Genomic DNA, 19010 nt, shown 5'->3' with positions numbered 1-19010 from the left:
ACCTCTTTTATTTAAAATAATTTACTCCTGCTTTAAATATTTTTTGATCAAAGTTTCCTAATATATTTTTATAAAGATTTTCCCCAACTCTTTCTGAGTGCCCCATCTTACCAAAGATTCTTCCATCTTTACTTGTTATACCTTCAATTGCAAAAACTGAACCATTTGGATTAAATGGCATATCCATTGTAGGTTCTCCATTTAAATCAACATACTGAGTTGCAACTTGTCCATTATCTACAAGTTCTTTTATAAGATTTTCATTTGCTACAAATTTACCTTCACCATGAGATATTGGAATTTGATGAATATCTGAAACTTCTACTTCACTAAGCCAAGGAGACTTATTTGAAACTATTTTTGTATTTACTATAGTTGACATATGCCTATTTATATCGTTATAAGTTAATGTTGCTGAATCTTCATCTATATCTCTTATCTCCCCATAAGGAAGTAATCCTAATTTTATAAGTGCTTGAAAGCCGTTACAAATTCCTAAAATTAATCCATCTCTATTATTTAAAAAATTCATAACACTATTCTTTATTTTTTCATTTCTAAATATAGTTGCTATAAATTTAGCTGATCCATCTGGTTCATCTCCAGCTGAAAAACCTCCTGGTATCATTATTATTTGAGCTTTATCAATTTCTTCTTTCAATTTATCAATAGATTCTAATAACATCTCTTTATTTAAATTTCTTATAAGTACTTCAGTAACAATTGCTCCTTCTTTTTCAAAAGCTTTTTTGCAATCATACTCGCAGTTTGTACCAGGAAATACTGGAATTACAACTTTAGGATTTTTAATTTTAACTTTTGATGATTTTATTTTAAAATTATTTTTTTCTTCTATTTTTATACCGCTTATATCGCTATTTTTACTATTTATTTTTGATTTAAATACATTTTCTAACTTTTCTTCATATGCTTCTTGTAAATAATTCAAATTAAATTCTAAGTCATATTCGTTACATCTAATATAATTACTTTCTAATGTTTTACCTATTACTTTATAATTTGTTCCTTCAAAATCTTTCTCTATATTTATATCTTTTTTAACTTCTAAAATTAAACTTCCATAGTTAAAACCAAATAACTCATCTTTAGAAACATTACTAAATTCTACTCCAATTTTATTTCCTAATGCCATCTTTGTTATTCCTTCAGCCACTCCACCAAACTTAATTGAATATGCTGAAATTACTTTTTTATCACATATTAATTCATGTAATTTATTAAAATTATTTTTTAATATATTTATATTTAATGTTCCATCTTCTATTTTTTTAGATTTTAACATTATAATTGTTGAGTTTTTCTCCTTAAGCTCTGGTGAAATAATATTTTTAGCTTTCTCAACAGTTACTGCAAATGAAATAAGACTTGGTGGAACATCAATATTTTTAAAAGTTCCTGACATAGAATCTTTTCCACCTATTGCTGGAATTTCTAAATCTTTTTGTGCTTTAAATGCCCCAAGTAATGCACTAAATGGCTTTCCCCATCTTTCTTCATCATTTCCTAACTTCTCAAAATATTCTTGAAGCGTTAACCTTATTTTTTTATAGTCTCCACCCATAGCTACAACCTTTGTAACTGATTCTATTACAGAATAATATGCCATATGAAACGGACTCCAAGTTCCAAGATAAGGATTAAATCCATATGTCATAATTGATGCATCTTTACTTTCTCCATTTAACACTGGAATTTTTGCTGCCATTCCTTCTGCTGGAGTAATTTGATACTTCCCTCCAAGTGGCATAAGAACTGTATTTCCACCAATAGTTGAATCAAATCTTTCTATAAGCCCCTTTTTGCTACATACATTTAAACTTTTTAATACATTAATCCATTTTTCTTTTATATCTACATTTTCTACATCATATGGATATTCTTCTATTTTATTAATCTTTATATTAGTTTCTTGAGTTTTTCCATTTGTATCTAAAAAACTTCTTTTTATATCAACTATTATTTTACCTCTCCAAGTCATTTTAAGTCTTTCATCATCTGTAACTTCTGCAACAACTTTAGCTTCCAAATTTTCTTCTTCTGAAAGCTCTATAAACCTTTTAGCATTTTCCCTTTTTACTACAACAGCCATTCTTTCTTGTGATTCTGATATAGCAATTTCAGTTCCATCTAATCCTTCATATTTTTTTGTTACTTTATCTAAATCTATATTAATACCTCTACAAAGTTCCCCTATTGCAACCGCTACTCCACCAGCTCCAAAATCATTACACCTTTTAATCATTTTAGAAACTTCTTTATTTCTAAATAATCTTTGTATTTTTCTTTCAATTACTGGATTTCCTTTTTGCACTTCAGCACCTGAAGTTTCTATTGAATCTTCTGTATGTTCCTTTGAAGAACCAGTCGCCCCACCAATTCCATCTCTTCCAGTTCTTCCACCAACAAGTATTACTACATCAGAAGCATTTGGCGTTTCTCTAACAACATTTTCTTTTGGAGCCGCTGCAATTACTGCTCCAATTTCCATTCTCTTTGCCACATAATTTGGATGATATACCTCATCAACTTGACCTGTTGCAAGTCCTATTTGATTTCCATAAGAACTATATCCATTAGCTGCCCCTAGTGTTATAGTTCTTTGTGGAAGTTTACCTTTTAAAGTTTCTTGTATGCTAACTGTAGGATCAGAAGCTCCTGTAATTCTCATTGCTTGATATACATACGTTCTTCCAGATAAAGGATCCCTTATAGCTCCTCCAAGGCAAGTTGCTGCTCCTCCAAAAGGTTCTATTTCCGTTGGATGATTATGTGTTTCATTTTTAAACATTAAAAGATATTCTTCTATACCTTTATCAGTTTCAACATTTACTTTTATTGAGCAAGCATTTATTTCATCTGATAAATCTAAATCATCAAGTAATCCCTTAAGCTTAAGTTCCTTCATTGATAAAGTTGCTATATCCATAAGGCTTATTTTTCTATTTGTATTTTCACCATATACAAATTCTCTTGATTTTATGTAATTTTCATATGATTTTTTTATTGGGTTTGTATATTTACTTTCTTCTATTTGGATTTTTTTGATAGATGTTTCAAAGGTAGTATGTCTACAGTGATCAGACCAATAAGTATCTATTACTTTAATTTCAGTAATACTAGGATTTCTATTTTCTTCTTTAAAATAATCTCTAATCATAATTAAATCTTCAAAACTCATTGCAAGTCCTTGAGTTTTATGAAAATTTTTCAATTCATTATCCTTTTTAGTTATAAAATCATTCAATATTTCAATATCTTTAGGAATAATTATATTATTTACCAATTCATTTGAATATAAAGAAACTTCTCTAGAATCTACTGGATTTATATAATATTTTTTTATTTTTTCTATTTCATTCTTTGAAAGATTCCCTTTTAAAACAATAACTTTTGAAGATTTAACCTCTGAATTGTTATTAGATGTTAATAGCATTATACATTCTTTTGCAGAATCTGCACGTTGATCATATTGCCCTTGCAAATATTCAACACAAAAAGCAATCTCATCTTCTTTTAACTTTATAATATCTTCATAAACATTATCAACTGGTGGTTCTCTAAAAATAGTGTTTAATGCCTCTTTATAATAAATTTCTTCTAAACTTCCTATTACATATTTATTTAATACTCTTACATTAATTAAATTATCTACTTTTAAATTTTCCTTAAAATCTTTTAAAAGTATATTTGCCTCTATATCAAAGCCATCTTTTTTTTCAACAAATATTATTTTATTATTAACCATCTTATCCCTCCACCATATTTTTATTAATCCTTTTATAAATACCTCTTTTTGTAAATTCAGAATATCACTCCGTAGCAAAAAAGTCAACATTATTCATTTTATTTATTTTAATATTCGTATTATAATACGTATATTAATTTAATATATTCTTTTTAAAATACGTATTTAATACATTTTTTATTTTAAAATAAAAAAAAAGCTGGTGATATCACCAGCAAGTTTCAACCTACGTAACCTCCTCTTTATGTAGAAGGTCATTTTTATTATAAACAAATTTAAAATTATTTATGCTAATAAGATAATTTAAAATATATTTTTAATTATCTTTTTAATCCATGCAATAAATCCTGTTTCTTCTTCTTGATTATTTTCTTTAACTTCCTTTGTTTCTGGGGCCTTTATTTCATTTGTTTTCATAATGAATTTTACACTACCATCCATTTTATTATTTTTTCCTGTAAAAGTATCATATTCATTAGATAATTTTACAAGCTCATCTTTAACTTCAATTACATCTTCAACCTTTTCTGTTGCCTCTTCTCCTTTATTACTTAAAGTTTTTATTCCCTTTTCATTAAATTCCTTCATACCATTATTTAATTTTTGACTTCCATCAGCAAGTTGATTTACTCCATCCTCTAATTGTGGTAAACTCTTTATTAACTCTCTTGCTCTTTGTACATTTCCTTTTTCTAATGATGATCTAGTTATTCGAAGTATATCTTCACTATCTTTTAAATCCTGTTGCATTGAAAGTAACTTATTACCCAAATATTTTACTTCCTTAATATTTAATTCTCCATTTCCACTACTTAATACAGCCTTAATACTATCTATTGTTTTTTGTGAAGAATCTAAATCATTATAAAATTTATTTATACTTTCTATTAAATTTTTATTTTCTTTTATTCCATTAATCATTTTATTTATTGATTCTATATTATTTTTATTTAATTTTATATCTTCTGATAATAAATTTAAGTTATTCTTTAATCCTTCTATAGCTTTTATATCATTTTCATTTAAACTTAAAATACTATCTCCAATTCCTTTTATTATTTTTTGATTATTATTGTCTTTATAGCTTGAATAAAATTTCGCTATATTAGCTCTTGAGCTTTCATTTGAAAGAACACTACTAGTTGAATTTAATATTGGATCTAATTCTTTTAAATCCTTTATACTTGCCATAATGACTTTCATATTTTCTCCATATCCATTTATTTTTTTAGCATCTAATTGTATTTGATCTTTTGTAAAATCTTTTTCTGTTAGACTATTTATTACATTTTTTAATTGAGCCCCTTGACTTCCATAGACTCCATCAATATATTTATTCACCTTTGCTTTTGCTTCTGCTAATGGTATTTTATTTTGATTCATTTCACCAATAACCATTGATTTCATTATCAAATAACTTGATCCATAAACCTTCATATCTGATGCCATAGCATTCATATTTTTTAGATTTTCATTACTCAACATTTTTTGAATATTTTTTATTTTTGAATTTATATAACCTAAAAAATTATTAGCCTTTTTATCTAAGCTTCCACCTGGTGTTGAATTTATAGCCCCATCTAATACTTTTTCCATTGGTTCAATTGAATTCTTTGCTTTCCTTGCTGAATTTATTAAATTTTGACCTCTTTTTAAGTTTTGTCCACTTATAATATTTGTCATATTATTTAATTTTTTTAAAGTTTCAGGATTTATATTTTCATATCCCTCTTTTAACTTCGTTATATCATTTAAAAGCTTATTAAAGTTGTCATCTTTTGAAAGCCCTCTAAAAGTATTAATTGAAGCTTCTAAAAGCTTTTGGTTTTGTAATATTCCTTCTCCATCTTTTATTAAAGTATTAACTTTATTAACATTATCCTCTGTAAATAAAGATAATACTTCTTTTGTTTTTGCTGTGTTTATATTTTTTGCAAAATAAGCATCATCTATTAATTTATTTGCTTTTGATACCTGTTTATCTGAATTTATAATTCCAAGAGCTTCTTTTAGATTATTGTTATTTAATTGTCCCTTTCCTTTATCTAATTCTTTTTTAGCTTTAAGTAACCCTTCACTTAAGGTATTAGTTCCTTTAAGCAATTCATCTGATGCATCATTTAATTTATTTAAAGAATCTTTTATTTCATCTATTGAATCAGCAGCTTTTAATTTACTTAAATCAGGTAACTGTGTTGTTGCAGTTATCATTATAGGTCCAAGTTCAAAATTCTCTACATATCCTTCTATTACTAACTTATCTTCAAGATTTATTTCTAAATCTTTATCATTTAAATTTAAACTTTCTTTAAGACCTGGAAATGCAGCAAAGGCTACAATATTATTATTTCCTTCTGATATAATTGTTCCTGAATTTACTTTTAAATCTTTAAATTTATCAATAGGAAGTTTAACTATAGTTGCTGTAGTTAATGGTGTATATATCTTTCTTGTTTTTCCATTAATATTTACATTTTTTGATGATTTATTTTTAAATTCTAATTCTATCCTTATTTTTCCTGACTTACCTGCAATCTCATTTTCCTTAACCTTTTCATCATTAATAAAATAATTTATTTTTACATCAAGTGGAATTTCTTTATCAGTATTTCCGCTATAATAAAGATCACTTCCATTTACCTTCCACTTAAGCTTATCTCCATCCTTAATTGGCTTGTCATCGCCTTTTATATTTTCTATATTTTTAAGACTTGTCTCATCTTCTATATCTAAATTTCCTGAATCTGTGTGTATCCAGTTAGTAACTGTTGTTTTCTCTACCTTACCATCAGAACTTAGATTTACATATACACTTTCATCTTTGTTTATTTCACTAGCTCCCGCAATTGTACTTGTAGCCATAGAACCTATTATTGCTAATGCTATTACTTTTTTAGACATTGATTTATACATAAATATCTCCCCCTGACTTATAAATTTTAACCACGCCATTTTAATGATGTTTTGTTTATTATTCCTTCTGAAACTAATAATAAAGATGGTAATATTAAAAGAATTACTGCCATACTAATTAAAGCTCCTCTAGAAATTAAAAAACAAAGACTTCTAATTAATGACATATCTGATACCATTGCTACAGCTCCTGTTGCTCCAAAAAAAGTAAGTCCAGATGTAACAATAGATTTTGCTGATCCTTTTACCGCTATAAGTATAGCTTCATGTTTTTCATATCCCTTTCTAAGTTCTTCTCTAAACCTAGATGTCATTAAAATTGCGTAATCAACTGTTGCTCCAAGTTGTATTGTTCCAATTACTATACTAGCTACAAAAGGAATTTCATTTCCAGTATAATAAGGAATACCCATATTTATAAAAATAGCAAATTCTATAGCAGAAACTAAAAGTATTGGTACTGATATTGATTTAAATACTATTAGTATTATCAAGAATATTGCTATTATTGAATATACTGATACCATTTTAAAATCTCTATCTGAAGTTGTTATTAAATCCTTTGTAAGAGGTCCCTCACCAGCAACTAAAGCGCCTTTATCATAACTTTTAACGATATCTATAATTTCATCAATTTGTTTATTTTCTTCATCTTTTGCTGCCTTATATTCTGAATTTGCAAGTATAAGATTATATCCACCACTTTTAAATATCTCCCTTATATTTTTAGGAATAAATTCTTCTGGAACTGCTGGACCTATTAATTTGTCATAAGATATTACTGATGTTATTCCTTTAACATCCTCTATTTTCTTTGTTATTTCCTTAACCTTATATGGTTTTACATTTTCATTAACTAAAATAAAATGTGTTGTCATCATATTAAACTTATCTTTTAATTTATTTGTTGCTACTATAGATGGCATATCCTTTGGCAAAGTTTCATCTAAATTATAATAAACCTTTGCATTATTTGAACCATATATAGCTGGAACTAAAAGTATAAAAAATATTGCTATAAAAACTTTATAGTGAGTTGTTACAACTTTTGATAAATTATCAAAATTAGGAATTATAGTTTTATGTTTATATTTGTGAATTAATTTATCAAAAGTAAGGATTAATGCAGGTAATACTGTTACTGAACATATAACTCCAATTACAACACCCTTAGCCATAACTAAACCAATATCTCTTCCAAGAGTTAAGTCCATAGCACATAAAGCTAAGAAACCAGCTATTGTAGTTAATGATGATCCTGATATTGAAAGCATTGTTGTTTGAATTGCTTCTGCCATAGCTTGCTTTCTATTCTCAAACCTTGTAAGTTCTTCTTCATACCTATGCATTAAAAATATTGAGTAATCCATAGTAACTCCAAGTTGAAGTACAGCCGCCAAAGCTTTAGTTATATAGGAAATTTCACCAAATATTATATTAGTACCAAGATTAAATAGTATTCCAATTCCTATTGATACTAAAAATATTATAGGTACAAATGTAGATTCCATAGAAATTAATAAAACTACTAAAGAAATTATTACTGCCAATATTACATAAAACGGTGTTTCTTTATCAGCCAAATCTTTTGTATCTTTAAGAATCGCTGACATACCACTTAAAAAGCACTGGTTATTTGTTACTGATTTTATTTTTTCAATTGCATTTAATGTATTTTCTGATGCAACTGAATCATTATATTTTATAATGACCATAGTTGAATCACCATTAAACATTTGTTTTTTAACATCATCTGGTAACATATCTTTAGGAACTGATATGTCTAGTGCATCATCTATCCAAATAGCATTTTCTACACCTTCAATATTTTTAATTTTTTCCTTAAGTTTTACTACATCCTTATTTGGCATGCCTTCAATTATAAGCATTGAAGTTGCAGCATCTGAATAAACATCATCAAGTACTTTTTGACCCTTAGTAGAATCTAAATTCTGTGGTAAGTAACTTAAAATATCATAATTTATTTTCGTATTTATAAAACCAAAAATAGCTGGAATTATTAATACTGCAGTTACTATTAAAACTGTTTTTGTGTGATTAGAAATCCACTTCCCAAAATTCTTCAATATTATCCCCCCTTATATGACTATTAGTCATTTATTTTTATTATACCATTATATGTATTAACATCCAAATATTTTGATTAAAATTTTATAAAGTTTTAAATAAACTTAAAATTTCCATTTAAATTTTCTGTGAATTATAAATACTGTTTTAAATATTAAACTTATTGTATAATAACTTTATAATATTAAATTTTAAGTTTAATATTTAACTTGAAGTATCTATATTAGCTATATTGCTTTATAAAATTTATAAATTAATAATAGTAAATATAATAAATATTTTTAAAGGAGCGTTTTTATTGTTTGGTTATGTAACTCCTCTAAAACCAGAATTAAAAATTAGAGAATATAATCAATTTAAAAGTTATTATTGCGGAGTTTGTTTAAGCATTAAAAATCTTTATGGAAACATTCCTAGAGTATCTTTAAATTATGATATGACTTTCTTGGCACTACTTTTAGATGGATTAATGAATGAAAAATTAGATTTAAAATTAAAAAGATGTATGGCTCATCCTACAAAAAAAAAGCCAATTTTATTAAATAATACTGCGTTAAACTATGCAGCTACTATGAATGTAGCTTTAGTTTATTATAAATTATTAGATGATGTTTATGATGATAATTCATTAAAGAGTAAATTTTTCCTTAATATTATGAAACCTTATCATAAAAAATTTCCATCTTCTATAAAAAAAATAAACTTATCTATTGAGGAAAATTTAAAATACCTCACAAAACTTGAAAATGATAGAAACTTTGTTTCTATAGATGAAATATGTGACCCTTTCAGTAAAATTGTAGGTATTATTCTTAAAGAATTTCCTTATAAGTTTAAAGAAGATTCATTAACTTTAAGGGAAAATCTTTATACTTTTGGCTATTCTTTAGGTAAGTGGATATATTTAATAGATGCTTTAGATGATTTAGAAAAAGATATGAAAGAAAAAAAATTTAATCCAATAAATTTTTTATACAACAAAAATAACTTAACTTATGATGAATTACTAAAAGAAATAAAAAAAAGAATTGAATTTAATATTTTTAATTCAGCATATACTTGTAGAGAAATTTTATCTAAACTTCCTCTTAATAAAAATAGAGAGATTTTAGAAAATATAATTGACCTAGGTATGATGGATAAATACATTAATATAACAAATAAATGTAAGTGTAAAAAGAAAGGTAGTGAAATTTAAATGAATCCTTATGAAGTACTTGGCTTAAAAGAAGGAGCATCACAAGAGGAAATTAAAAGTGCATATAGAAAGCTTGTAAAACAATATCATCCAGATCAATATGGTGATAATCCCCTAAAAGATTTAGCACAAGAAAAGCTTACAGAAATAAATGCAGCTTATGATATGTTAACAAAAGGAAATAATAATTCAAGCTATAATACAAATAGTAATTATAACAATTCATCTTATAATAATCAAAGTAACAATGATATATATACTTTTCAAGAAATTAGAAGACTTATACAAAGTAGAAACATACCTTTAGCTGAAAATAAATTAAATTCAATATCTAACAGAAATGCTGAATGGAACTTCTTAATGGGAGTATGTCATCTTCAAAAAGGATGGTATGATTCAGCTGTTAATTATCTACAAACAGCTGTAAATATGGATCCTAATAACTTTGAATACAGTCAAGTATTAAATCAAATAAACATGAGAGCTAGTAATTATGGAAATCCATACAGAACATCTGGTGCAGGTAATGCAGATGCTTGCAATTGTTGTTTAAACCTTTGGTGTTTAGATAGTCTTTGTGAATGTTTTGGTGGCGATCTTATAGGTTGCTGTTAATAAGTTTTGGAGGCTTATTATTATGAAAAATTTAAAAGCTAAAGATTTAGCATTAGGTGGTATACTAACTTCATTAACTATAATTGTATTATTTATTAATATTCTTATACCAATAAATACTTTTGCTATTCTTACAATTTCATCTTGTTTTGTTCCTATAGCAATTATTAGAAGTAATGTACAGGTTGGAATCTTTGTTTATATAGCTTCATCTATAATAGGGTTCTTTTTAGTTCCATTAGATATAATGATTCCTTTTATACTTTACTTTGGAATTTATGGTTTAGTTAAGTTTTATATTGAAAAACTAAGAAATATGCCATTAGAAATATTATTAAAATTATCATTTTCAAATATAATGCTAATTTTAGGCTATATTTTATTCACAAAATTTATAGCACCTATAAATTTAAATATTCCTATATGGATTCTTATTATATTAGCTCAAATTGCATTTCTTATATTTGATTATGCCTTAACATTAATAATAACGTTTTATATTTCTAAATTTCATAATAAGTAAAAAAACAAAGCACTATTATTTTATAATAGTGCTTAATGTTATTCAAAAAATTTATATTTAATCATGTAAACTTCATTTTTAATTAATTGAATTTAATATTTTTTTAAGTATAATATCAATTACCTCTCCTAAAATTATTATTACAAATAATCTTGTATATACAAATAAAATATATGTTAAAATAACTAAACCGATTCCTGCATATCCAATTAATAAAATTGTGACTTTATTTAAAGAAATAGTACTATCCCTATTTAACTGATTTGATAAATTATCTATACTATCTATACATCCTTGAAATTTACCTTCAAAAAGAAATGCAATTACTCTATCAATAATAAATATACTCCAAAAAATAACGCTTAATTCATTTCTAAAAGCAAAAATATATATAAGCAACATAATTATACCTAATGTAGGTAATATATAATCCGCAACTATTTTTCTTAATTCTTCCATAATTAAATTCTCCTGTAACTTTAAATATTTTCGCTTATAATTATGATACCAATTATTTTGTATATATTGCAATAATTTAATCAAATATATAAAAAAAGATATACAATTTTGATTATTGTATATCTTTATAAAAATCATAATAACTTATAAAGCTGTTTTTCTAACAAAACACCTTCTTTAGCTTCATAGTCATATTTAATACTATATTCTATACACCCTTTTACAAAATCTGCTGAATTCTTAACTCCATCTTCTAATGTGTTTTTATTTAGTAATTCAGTACATAAAGTTGCTGTAAATATGTCACCTGTTCCTGGATAAGATTTTTCTAATCTTTCATGCTTTATAATGCTTAAATTTTCTCCTTCTAAAATAGCAATTCCTATTTTATCATTGCAAGGAACCGAAGTTATAACTATATTTTTAGCTCCAATTTTTCTTAAATCTTTTAAAATATCCTTTATATCTTCTTCTTGAAAATTTAAAAAATCTTTTTCTTTTCTTCCTGTCAAATATAGTGCTTCTGTAAAATTTGGTGTAATTAAATCACTATATTTTAAAATCCTCTTTAGCTTTTCTACATAATCATTATTAAACCCATTATAAAGAGTATTATTATCTCCAAATATAGTATCTAATATAACTAGTCCATCCTTTTTTTCTTTTAAAAATAATTCTACTTGTTCTATTTTTTCTTTATTAACTAAATAACCTATTAAAGTTAAATCAAAATTTATTTTATTTTTATTCATGTTCTCTAGTGATTGCTTAATAAAATTTTTACTATCGATTTTTGCTATACTTTTAAAACCACCTGTATGGCTTGATAATACTACAGTCGGAATAGGACAAACCTCTATTCCCCTAATACTCATTATAGGTAATATGTTTGTAATAGATGCTTTGCCAATAGAACATAGGCTGTGTATTACTAAAGCTCTATTTATAGGTTTCTTCAAAATTTATCTCTCCGTTCCGATTAATTCATTTGCTTTATAAATATTTTACTAGCTGATTTTATAGCTATTGATAAAGGTATTGCAATAGCTACTCCTATGGTAGTTGTTGTTATTGATGTTAGAAGTGATGTTACAGCTCCTTGCCATCCCTTAAATATTATCCAATTAAAAATAAAATATCCAACTAATGATACTATACCTCCAGATATAAAACCAATCATATTTTGTACTATATTTTTCCCCTCTTTACCATTCATAAAACAAATCTTACCTGCAACATATCCTGTTAATCCTTTAATTATAAACGTAGGAATTGTCCAAAGTACAAATGCAGGATTTAATGCATCCATAAGTGCACTACCTATAGCTGCAGGAATAAAAGCTTTTTCTCCAATTAATACTGCAACTATAAATATAACTGTTGTTCCTAGATGTATCATTGACATCCCAGCACCTATTGGAATTTCAATATGAATATAAGTTCCTAAAAATACTAAAGCTGAAAACATTGATAACATAACAAGCTTTTTAGTGCTCATTTTTTTCATTTTAACTTCCCCCCATTTATTTTTTAATCTTCTTTTATGTTATGCTTTTAAAGTATCAACTGTCAAATGTACCGATACATTATAATAAATAAATATTATAATTACCTATAAACTTATTTATTTCAAAAAAAAATAGGGCTGTAAAACAGCCCTTATATTTTAATATTATTTCATTAATTTTGTAATCTTCTTGCTAAGTAATAATAATACTATTCCAAGTACTATACATACTCCTGATATTGAACCAAATATTTCTAAAGGTCCTAATGTTTCTAATCTTGATGCTATAACACCAGCTAATAAATTTGCTACTCCTGTTGCAGCAAGCCATAATCCCATTAATAATGAAGCATACTTAATTGGTGCAAGTTTTGATACCATTGATAAACCAATTGGTGATAAACATAACTCTCCAACAGTATTACAGAAATATGTTAATACAACCCACCACATACTTGCTTTGGCTACTGGATTTTCAGCGCCTCCAATTGACATAACTGCTCCTACCATAAATAAGAAACCAATTCCTAATATTATCATACCCATTCCCATTTTAACTGGTATTGATAAATCACCTTTATCTCTATTAGCTAATCTAATCCATAACTTAGCTAATATTGGTGAAAGTATTAAAACAAAGATTGGGTTACATGATTGGAACCATGAAACTGGTATTGTCATTCCAAAAAGTTCTCTATTAGTTAATTTTTGAGTAAACATTGTTAATGAACTTCCTGCTTGCTCAAAGCCTGTCCAGAAGAAAATAACAAATGCTGCTAATATTATTATAGATAATACTCTTCTTTTTTCTTGCTTAGTTAAAGGTTCATTACTTGCCTTTTTATTTTCATTTTTAGCTTCTTCCTTATTAATTCCTCCAACATGAGATAAATATTTTGGTGAAAATACCATAAATATAATCGCACCTAGAACCATACCAATAGCAGCTGCTAAAAATCCATATTTAAATCCATAATGCATAACACCATTTGAAGTTGTTGCGAAGATATTTTCTGCTAATAATCCACATATTAAAGGTGCTATTAATGAACCTAAGTTTATTCCCATATAAAATATTGTAAATGCTGAATCCTTACGCTTATCACCTTTATCATAAAGTTGACCAACAACAGTTGATATATTAGGTTTAAAGAATCCATTACCAGCAATTAATAACGCTAATCCTATGTAAAGCCCTACTCTACTTCCATTAACAAATAATGAGAAGTTACCTATGGCCATAATAATTGCTCCAATTAATATAGCTTTCTTTTGTCCTAAAAAATTATCTGCAAGCCATCCTCCTATAATTGGAGTAAAATATGTGCATCCAGTATAAATAGCATATATAAAAGCCCCTGAACTTACACTATAACCTAAACCACCTTGTACAAGACTTACTGTTAAGTAAAGCATTAAAAGTGATCTTAATCCGTAATAACTAAATCTTTCCCACATTTCAGTTAGGAATAATAAGTAAAGACCTGCTGGATGTTTTAATCTACTTTTTGTAGCAGGTACATCTAATGTTGTCATAAAAATTCCCCTTTTCATTTATCTTTTGCTTCAATTTTGCAATTTGTTTTTGAAAACTTTCTTTAATCGATGATAAAATTATAGCATTTACAGAAAAATAATTCAAGTTATTTCTTCCTTTTATTTAATTCAATTAACTTTTTTATGAAATTTATATATTTTATAAGGGTATTTTTTATTAATTTAATAATAAAATATCATTTTTTTAATTTTTCTTTATTAATCCTTTAATTTTTTTATTGTATTTCCATACAGTACATTTGATTTTTTATGTAATACACTTGCAAGTTATAATAATATAAGATTCATTTTAGAGTTGATAATTGACACTTTATTAATAATAAATAAAAATTCAAACATAAATTTAATTTAAATTCTTCTGTTATACCTGAAATTTTCTTAAAATAATAAAAATAATTATTTTAGAATATTTACAAAAGAATATATAATTTTGTATTAATAAATTTAATTGTCTTTTTAATAAAATATAAATTTATTTCAAATAAAAAATTACAAGTATAAACTATAAATTAGAATATACTTGTAATTTAATATTCGTAAAATCATTTTATTTTTGATACTATTCTTAAAATATCACTCAAACTTATTTTATGTTTTGAATTTATCTTTTCTATATATTTTATTAATTCTTCATCTGTATTTTTATTAAAGATTTTTATATCCTCATTATTTAATTTTATATTTAACTTTGTATCCTCAAAATAATAAATTATACCCCTTACCTTAATATTATATCCTATTTCTTTTATGTACTCATTAATATTATTCATTTGCTTTTTTAATATAAATATAGGATTATTTATTTTTTTGAAACCAAATTTATTTTCTAGTTTCCACTTATTATCAAAATCATTTCCTCTTATAATTCCATTACCATTCCTACTATATATTATAAAAATCCCTTTATCATTTATACATAATGTATCAATATAATTTATTCCACTTTTTAAAGATATTTTTACATTATTTAATATATAATTCTTATTATCTAATCGCCTTAAAACAGCAGGTTCTATTTTAATATCTTTATTTTTCCGTTTATTTAAATCAATAAACCCATTTTTAAACTGTTGTTTTTTTAAATATTTATTTTTGGAATAACTATATGTTAATACTAAAGATATTAGTATTATAGTAAAATCATAATATTCATCTAAAATTTTATAAACATAAAAAAAGCTATCTATTACTTCAAATAATAATTTAACTATAAATATAAATATTATAAAAGTAATTATAATTGAAAATTTATTAAGTTCTACTTTTCTAACTAATTTTTCTTCTTTAATATTAGTAACATCTATTAGTATAGCCATTTATTTCACCTCATTACATAAATTAAAGGCTAGAAATTATTTCTAGCCCTTATTATTATGTACCAATATTAAAATTATTATATAAAATTATACTATTTTAATTATTCAACATGAGATGCTAAATCTTGAAGTTTTTCCAGTGCTAATGCTGCTCTTTCATCATCATCTACAAGAACAACTAAAAAATCTCCAGAAAGAATTTTTGTATTTCCTTTTGGTATAATTTCTTTTCCACCTCTCTTTATAGCAACTAAAAGACATCTATTTGGCCATTCTATATCTTTTATAAATTTACCTTCAACTTTACTTCCCATAAATACTGAAACCTCTAATAATGTTTTATTAACATAAGCCTTACATTCTTCACTATCACAATCTAAGTTACCACATTTTTTAAGTCGTCTTTCTAAAAGACTTTCATATATAGGTTCTGATTTTAATATATCAGAAGTAACATATGAAGCAATTACAACTACAGTAAGTGCTAATAAATGTTCAAATGATCCTGACATTTCAGTAATCAAAACAATTCCTGTTATAGGAGCTTTAACTATTGATGCAAAGTGTCCTGCCATAGCAAGTATTATAAAATTAATTATATATATTACCGGTATATTAGCTGCCTTACAAACAACTATTCCAAATATATTTCCAACTATTGCTCCTAATACTAACAATGGAAAGAATATTCCTCCAGGAGAATTAGAACCGAAACTTATAAATGTAAATAAGTATTTAACAATTAAAAATAAAAGTAACATCCAAATAGTGAATCCTCCATTTACAAGACTCATAATAAGAATATGTCCCCCACCTAAAAGAAGTGGTGCTGTAAGTCCAATTATTCCTGCACATATGAAAGGAATCATTACTTTTATTTGAACTGGAACATTTTTAAACTTACCATATATATCTTGTGTTTTAAGTATTCCTTTGCTAAAAATCGCACCAGTAATTCCTAATATAATTCCTAATAATATTAACGCCCAATAATATTTTAATGGAAATACTTTTACATCTGAAAAACCTAGAGCAGGTTCAATTCCTAAAAAATTTTTACACATAAAATCTGCTGCTATAGAGGCTGACATAGCTGAAAGTAAAACCAACGGAGAAAAATTTTTATGTACCTCTTCTAATGCAAATATAACTCCTGATAAAGGAGCATTAAAAGCTCCAGCAAGACCTGCACTTGCACCACTTGTTATTAAAAACTTATCTTCAATATTTATTCTTTTACATACCTTTGAGAAACCTTGCCCTATTGATGCCCCCATTTGAACTGATGGACCTTCACGACCTACTGATAATCCAGCAACTAATGCCATAGTTCCACCAACAAATTTAAAAACTAAAACTCTTAACCAATTAGCCTCAAGCCTTTTCATAAGTATGCCTTCTACCTGCGGTATACCACTACCTGATATCATAGGATCCTTTTTAACTAAACATCCAACTATAAATCCCATAATTCCTAAAACTACAAAAACTAAAATTATGTCTAATGGATTTCCTTTTGCATAAACGTAAAATTTAATTAGTAGAGGAGATAACTTTTCAACTAGCACTCTATTTGCAACAATTACTAATCCTGCAATTAATCCAATAAGTGCAGATTCCCATATTAATCTAATTTTCAAATTATTTCTATGGGGAAAAATTTCTTCTACTCCATCTTTATTTTTTTTCATTAATAATTCCCCCTTAAATACAGTCTATTTTTAATTATATATTTTATTTATAATAATAGAAAATTATATTAATCTCTTAAATTGCTACTTGGTATCATTTTATTTGATTTAATTTAATTAAATCTAAATTAACATATATTTCTTTAAATATCTCTTAATATCTATTATTATCCTCTAATTTCTAATATATATAATTTAATTTTTTGTAAACTAAAATATAAAGAGAGAGTATTTACCTCTCTCTTTATATTTTATAACTATTTTTTAAAATTTATATGGCTATTTCTTCTTTACTTTTAAGAATTTCTATTATCTTATTTGATTTCATTTCTAATATTCCACAATTCAAAACAATTTCCTTTGATTTATTATAATTATTAAAAATTTCTACTGCATTATCAAAATCATTAAAAACCTTCCAATAACCACATATTAAACATTTCTTTTTATTACATTCCATAAAATCAATAACATCATCTAATGGTATCCCTAAAAATATTCCAAGTTCATGAGGACAATGAATCTTTTCATATCTATAAACTAAAACATTTAATATATCTTTGATATTAAAATTTAAATTAATTGTATATCCTAATTTAATTAAAAACATTTTTATCTTTTTTGAACTTATAACTTTTTTTAATTTTTCCTCTGAATATATAAGTAATATAATAGCGTTTTCATCTTCTCTTAATACAATATAATCTAAGTCTATCTTATTCATAAAAGTTTTTTTATAATTTCTCCAAATTAAATATTCTTTACTTTTCTTTTTTAAAGTTATAGTTGAAGATGGCTTAAAGCCACTTACTACTGGTGCTAATAAAAATAACATATATTTATCAAAGTATTCAATATCACTAACATAATTTAATTTATCCATAAATAATTTAACTTTATTCCCCATCTTCAACTCTCCTTTTACTTACATTTCACCTATTCTTTTTCCAATTTCTATCAATTTATCCCTGTCGTCACCTTCTGGAAATTCTTTAACTATTACTTCTCTTTCTAATAACTCAGCTCCTGAACCTTCCATTCTTTCTTCCCAATTTGTCATAAACTCTCCATTTCCCCATCCGTATGAACCAAAAAGAACCATCTTCTTTCCTGATACTTCGCCTTCTATTAATTCTACAAATGGTTCCATTTCGCATTCTTCTATAACTTCAACTCCCATTGATGGTGAACCTAAAATTAAAACATCACAATTTTTAACATCATCTATTGATGCATTATCAACAGTTTTTAACTCTACACTTGCTCCTGAATCATTTAATCCTTCTGCAATTAATTTTGCCATTTCTTCTGTATTTCCTGTTCCTGACCAATAAATTATATTTGCTTTCATATAATTCTACCTCCTAATTGATATTG

The 19010-nt window shown here is 25.5% G+C and carries 14 protein-coding genes; 3 read left to right on the top strand and 11 right to left on the bottom strand.

Translation table 11 applies throughout. The features are described from left to right. Positions 1 to 7: 7 nt before the first annotated feature. The 3 genes from AC4FQ1_RS11070 to AC4FQ1_RS11060 form a co-directional block, all read right to left on the bottom strand. Positions 8 to 3766: a phosphoribosylformylglycinamidine synthase gene (locus AC4FQ1_RS11070; RefSeq protein ID WP_491169676.1), complete on the bottom strand. Its 3759-nt coding sequence runs from the start codon at positions 3764 to 3766 to the stop codon at positions 8 to 10. 303 nt (positions 3767 to 4069) lie between these two features. Then, a complete protein-coding gene (locus AC4FQ1_RS11065) occupies positions 4070 to 6679 on the bottom strand; it encodes a hypothetical protein (protein ID WP_491169675.1) in 2610 nt (869 codons plus the stop codon). Positions 6680 to 6705: 26 nt separating this feature from the next. After that, positions 6706 to 8766 (bottom strand): efflux RND transporter permease subunit, encoded by a 2061-nt coding sequence (locus tag AC4FQ1_RS11060; protein ID WP_303129283.1) that lies wholly within the window; start codon positions 8764 to 8766, stop codon positions 6706 to 6708. Positions 8767 to 9065: 299 nt separating this feature from the next. Between AC4FQ1_RS11060 and AC4FQ1_RS11055 the strand changes: the two genes are divergently transcribed. From AC4FQ1_RS11055 to AC4FQ1_RS11045, 3 genes are read left to right on the top strand one after another with little or no spacing between them, the layout of a single operon-like run. Beyond that, the gene (locus AC4FQ1_RS11055; protein ID WP_491169674.1) at positions 9066 to 9965 is read left to right on the top strand and encodes a DUF5685 family protein; all 900 of its coding nucleotides are present in this window, start codon (positions 9066 to 9068) and stop codon (positions 9963 to 9965) included. Next, positions 9966 to 10580, top strand: a complete 615-nt coding sequence (locus AC4FQ1_RS11050; protein WP_491169673.1) for a J domain-containing protein — start codon at positions 9966 to 9968, stop codon at positions 10578 to 10580. 22 nt (positions 10581 to 10602) lie between these two features. Then, a complete protein-coding gene (locus AC4FQ1_RS11045) occupies positions 10603 to 11103 on the top strand; it encodes a hypothetical protein (protein WP_491147551.1) in 501 nt (166 codons plus the stop codon). Positions 11104 to 11181: 78 nt separating this feature from the next. Here the strand turns inward: AC4FQ1_RS11045 and AC4FQ1_RS11040 are convergent, their stop codons facing one another. The 8 genes from AC4FQ1_RS11040 to AC4FQ1_RS11005 all read right to left on the bottom strand — a co-directional run bounded on the left by AC4FQ1_RS11040 (position 11182) and on the right by AC4FQ1_RS11005 (position 18984). Further along, on the bottom strand, positions 11182 to 11562 hold the full coding sequence (locus tag AC4FQ1_RS11040; RefSeq protein WP_491147553.1) for a hypothetical protein: 381 nt from the start codon (positions 11560 to 11562) through the stop codon (positions 11182 to 11184). A gap of 134 nt (positions 11563 to 11696) precedes the next feature. Beyond that, positions 11697 to 12521, bottom strand: coding sequence for a pyridoxamine kinase (locus AC4FQ1_RS11035; RefSeq protein WP_491169672.1), 825 nt, complete (start codon positions 12519 to 12521; stop codon positions 11697 to 11699). A 20-nt stretch (positions 12522 to 12541) separates the two neighbouring features. After that, on the bottom strand, positions 12542 to 13069 hold the full coding sequence (locus AC4FQ1_RS11030) for an ECF transporter S component (protein WP_303129292.1): 528 nt from the start codon (positions 13067 to 13069) through the stop codon (positions 12542 to 12544). A 165-nt stretch (positions 13070 to 13234) separates the two neighbouring features. After that, complete coding sequence (locus tag AC4FQ1_RS11025; RefSeq protein ID WP_303129294.1) at positions 13235 to 14605, bottom strand: peptide MFS transporter; 1371 nt, start codon at positions 14603 to 14605, stop codon at positions 13235 to 13237. Between the two features lie 563 nt (positions 14606 to 15168). After that, the gene (locus tag AC4FQ1_RS11020) at positions 15169 to 15942 is read right to left on the bottom strand and encodes a nuclease-related domain-containing protein (protein WP_491169671.1); all 774 of its coding nucleotides are present in this window, start codon (positions 15940 to 15942) and stop codon (positions 15169 to 15171) included. Positions 15943 to 16043: 101 nt separating this feature from the next. After that, positions 16044 to 17633, bottom strand: coding sequence for a ClC family H(+)/Cl(-) exchange transporter (locus tag AC4FQ1_RS11015; RefSeq protein WP_303129297.1), 1590 nt, complete (start codon positions 17631 to 17633; stop codon positions 16044 to 16046). A gap of 271 nt (positions 17634 to 17904) precedes the next feature. Continuing rightward, complete coding sequence (locus AC4FQ1_RS11010) at positions 17905 to 18540, bottom strand: DUF3793 family protein (RefSeq protein ID WP_491147560.1); 636 nt, start codon at positions 18538 to 18540, stop codon at positions 17905 to 17907. An 18-nt stretch (positions 18541 to 18558) separates the two neighbouring features. Beyond that, positions 18559 to 18984: a flavodoxin gene (locus tag AC4FQ1_RS11005; protein ID WP_491169670.1), complete on the bottom strand. Its 426-nt coding sequence runs from the start codon at positions 18982 to 18984 to the stop codon at positions 18559 to 18561. Positions 18985 to 19010: the final 26 nt, after the last annotated feature.

It is taken from the genome of Clostridium sp. TJA020, from assembly GCF_058310295.1.
This window is presented reverse-complemented; position numbering and strand designations above follow the sequence as displayed.